The sequence below is a fragment of the Kitasatospora sp. NPDC059327 genome, from assembly GCF_042752535.1.
Taxonomy (GTDB): domain Bacteria; phylum Actinomycetota; class Actinomycetes; order Streptomycetales; family Streptomycetaceae; genus Kitasatospora.
The window spans coordinates 1-3,265 of sequence record NZ_JBHYYB010000226.1 but is presented as its reverse complement, the minus strand read 5'-3'; the positions used below and the strand labels follow the sequence as shown (position 1 = coordinate 3,265).

General features: G+C 69.1%; 2 protein-coding genes and 2 pseudogenes. All 4 read right to left on the bottom strand.

What is annotated here, in order from left to right; translation table 11 throughout:
- Positions 1–458 (bottom strand): alcohol dehydrogenase catalytic domain-containing protein (locus ACFXHB_RS44540; protein ID WP_380582917.1); only part of this gene is annotated, 458 nt, incomplete at its 3' end.
- An 89-nt stretch (positions 459–547) separates the two neighbouring features.
- Positions 548–1,316, bottom strand: a pseudogene (locus ACFXHB_RS44535) (transposase).
- A 44-nt stretch (positions 1,317–1,360) separates the two neighbouring features.
- Positions 1,361–2,623 carry an MFS transporter gene (locus ACFXHB_RS44530; RefSeq protein WP_380582915.1) on the bottom strand — a complete coding sequence of 421 codons (1,263 nt, stop codon included), beginning with the start codon at positions 2,621–2,623 and terminating at the stop codon, positions 1,361–1,363.
- 183 nt (positions 2,624–2,806) lie between these two features.
- Positions 2,807–3,265: pseudogene (locus ACFXHB_RS44525) on the bottom strand (hypothetical protein); the annotation flags it as partial.

The following is a 3,265-nucleotide window of genomic DNA, read 5'->3' as shown; positions in this document are numbered from 1 at the left end:
GCCGCCAGGTGGCAGTGGGTGGCGAGGCCGCCGTTGAACCGCCAGTGGTCGGTGATGGCCTCGTGCCCGTACTTGCGGACGCTCTCGCATTTCTGTGGGACGCCGCGGGTACAGCGCTGACAGGTGCCGCAGGAGGTGCCGATCGTCCAGGTGACCCGCTGTCCGGGGACGACGGGCAGGCCGCCGACGGTGGTGGGCGAGCCGCCGACCGCCTCGACGACGCCGACGGCCTCGTGTCCCAGGACGGTGGGCACGGGAGTGGGCCGGTCACCGGCGATGGTGTGCAGGTCGCTGCCGCACACGGTGGCCAGTTCGATGCGGACCAGGACCTCGCCCGGAAGGAGCTCGGGGAGCGGCTGCCGCTCCACGCTGAAGCCCTTCTCGGGCCCTGACCAGATGGCCGCGGTCGGTGGTAGTGGTGTCCGGCGTACGGAGTTCACGGTGGTGGGTTGCGTCATGCCCGGTTCCGCCTAAGGGTTTTCTCGTAGTTGACCTTGGAGTGGTTCGGTGCAGGGATCGCTGATCGCTGATCGCTGGTCGCGATCGGTCACGCGGCCTGGAGGACGTTGTGGAAGCGGGCGATGCCGAGCATGGCGTGGTGAACGTCATCGCCCTCAGCCGGCAGTCGCGCGAGATCTTCCAGGTCTTCATTCGGGCGAAGACGTGCTCGACACGGGCTCTGGCCTGCTCGTGGTCATGGTTGTGCCGGGCCTGCCGTTCCGTCAGCTCGCTGCTGCGGGATCGGCGGTGCGGCCGTGACCAGGCCGGTTCCGAGGTAGCCGCCGTCGGCGATGGTGGTGCTCTTGCCGACGGCGGCCGCGGCGGCCGACTCGGTCCACGCCTCGCGGTCGTTGCGGTTGCCCGGCAGACGTGTGCCGATGGCGACGACAACTTTGGTGTGGGCGTCGATGACGACCTGGTGGTTGGTGGAGTACCGGTGGTTCTTCGACGGTGCGGCGATGGCGTGGTCCCGGGCGGGGACCAGGGTGTCGTCCACGATCAGCACGGTGTCCTCGCGGAACCGGAGCCGGGGCTTGAGCGGGATCAGCGGTCCGACGTGGTCGCTGATCCGGTCGGCGCCGACTTGGACGCGCCGAACAGCGGCACGAGTTGGTGCAGCGTCAGGTTCGTCCGTCAGTAGGCCGCGACCGGCAGCACCCGGTGTCCTCCGACGGCAGGCCCCAGGGCCGGCCTTGCCTGACCGTGTCGGATCCCTCGCGCTGCAGCATCGTCATCAGCTTGCGGAAGTCGCGCGGGCTCAGCCCGGCGAACGGGGCTGTCCAGGACGGCTCCGACGCCGTGATCACACCGGCCACGGGCAAGATCATTTCGTCCATGGCCAGCAGTTGCGGGACAATCCTTAGCGTCGGATCGTGAGGGCGACGAGCGCGCTGCACCCGCAGCATCCGGCCACGAAGAGGAAGATGAGGCTGGTGTTGCCGGTGCTGTCCATCAGGCCGCCGATGAACGGCTCGGCCGTTCCGGCGAAGAGGTAGGCGAAGCAGTTGACCGCTCCGGTCGCCGTACCGGCCATCCGCTTGCCGGCGATGTCGGGGCAGAGCGCCCAGAACGAGGACTGCGGGCCGTAGACGAAGAAGCCGGTGAGGAAGAGGACCACGATGCCGGTGGTGACGCTGAGCGACGCGTAGTACATCGTCAGGGACGCCGCGGCGCCCATGATCATGAAGAGGATGATCGGGCGGTCCCGGCGGGCACCGAAGAGCCGGTCGGAGATCTGGCCGTTGGTGAGGGCGCCGACCGCCATGCCGACGGGCAGCGCGACCGAGATCCACAGCGGGTTTATGCCGCCGCCGCCCTTCTTCCAGTTCTCGCCGAGGAAGTAGACCGGGACCCAGATCAGCAGGCCGTAGCGGGCGGTGTTCTGGAAGCCGATGGCGATGCCGGTGGACCAGATCTTGGGGTTGCGCAGCACGGCCTTGTAGCGCTGGAAGGACGTCTCGCCGGGGACGGCGACGGTGTCGTTCCGGTCGTCCTCCTCCTCGGCCTCGGTGACGGAGGCGGGCGGGGTGACGCCGGCGTGCTTGGGGCTGTCGCGGGCGATGATGTAGAAGGTGATGCCGCCGACGAGCATCAGCAGGACGGGGACCCGGAAGATCCACTGCCAGTCGAGCTTGAGGGTGTCGACGACGATGGTCGAGGTGACGAAGGCCAGGACGGACGCCATACCGGCGGCGAAGGTGTAGAAGCCGAAGCTCCTGCCGCGCTCGCGCGGGCCCCACCAGTTGGAGATGACCCGGCCGCCCGAGGGCCAGCCGAGGGACTGTGCGAAGCCGTTCATGCCCCACAGGAGGCTGAGCGTCCTGTGGCCGATGGAGAAGCTGGTGGCCCAGTTGAGGAGCGTGGACAGGATGGCGCCCGCGGTCATCATGCGACGGCCGCCGAACTTGTCGGCGAGGTTGCCGTTGATCATCTGGCCCGCGGCGTAGGACCAGAGCAGGATGCCGCTGATCCCGCCGAGGGTCGCCTTGCTGAGGCCGAGGTCGGCCTGGATGCCGGGGATGGCGAAGCCGAAGGTCTGCCGGCCGGTGTAGAAGAAGAAGTAGCAGAACATCGCTGCCAGCAGCATGCGCCACTTGAGCTTGTTGTACTTGCGCTCACTCAAGGGTTCTTCGAGGGTGACGGTACCTCTTGGACCTTTGGTGTCCGATCTGGTGTTCTCGGCGTTCGACATGGTTCTCGACCGATCTGGGTGGGGGCCGGGGAGCGCCGCGTGGCGTGCGGCGCGGGGTCGAGGCGGCAGCTGCCGCCGGTACCGTGGCCACCCCCGGGAGGGGGCCACGGCCTGTCAGTGCGCGTGAGCGTTGCCGCTCTCCTGCTGGGCGACGAGCGTGGTCGCCACCCAGAAGGCGTCATAGTTGTGGATCACGGCGGGATCGCCGTAGGGCTCGTCGAGCGGCTCGGGCTCCGGGAGTCGACGGTTGATCAGGAAGGGGATCTGGAGCTCGCCCAGCGCGCCGTGGGACCGGAGCGGGGCGTCCAGCCCGCTGAGGTCGTGCCAGGCGGGGAACCGGCCGAGGGCGGTGCCCGCCTCCGCGAGGACCACGATGTCGCCGATGCGGTCGGCGGGTTGTGCGAAGCGCTCGGCCGCCTCCTCGCGGCCGTGCACCTCCTGCACGCCTCCGATGGCGCGCAGGGCCTCGATGGTGGCCTCGCGGTCGGCGCCCTCGGGGAGGTACACGCTCGCGAAGGAGCCGAGCGCGCCGTGGTGCACCGTGTACGGGTCGGTGATGGGCAGGATGACCCG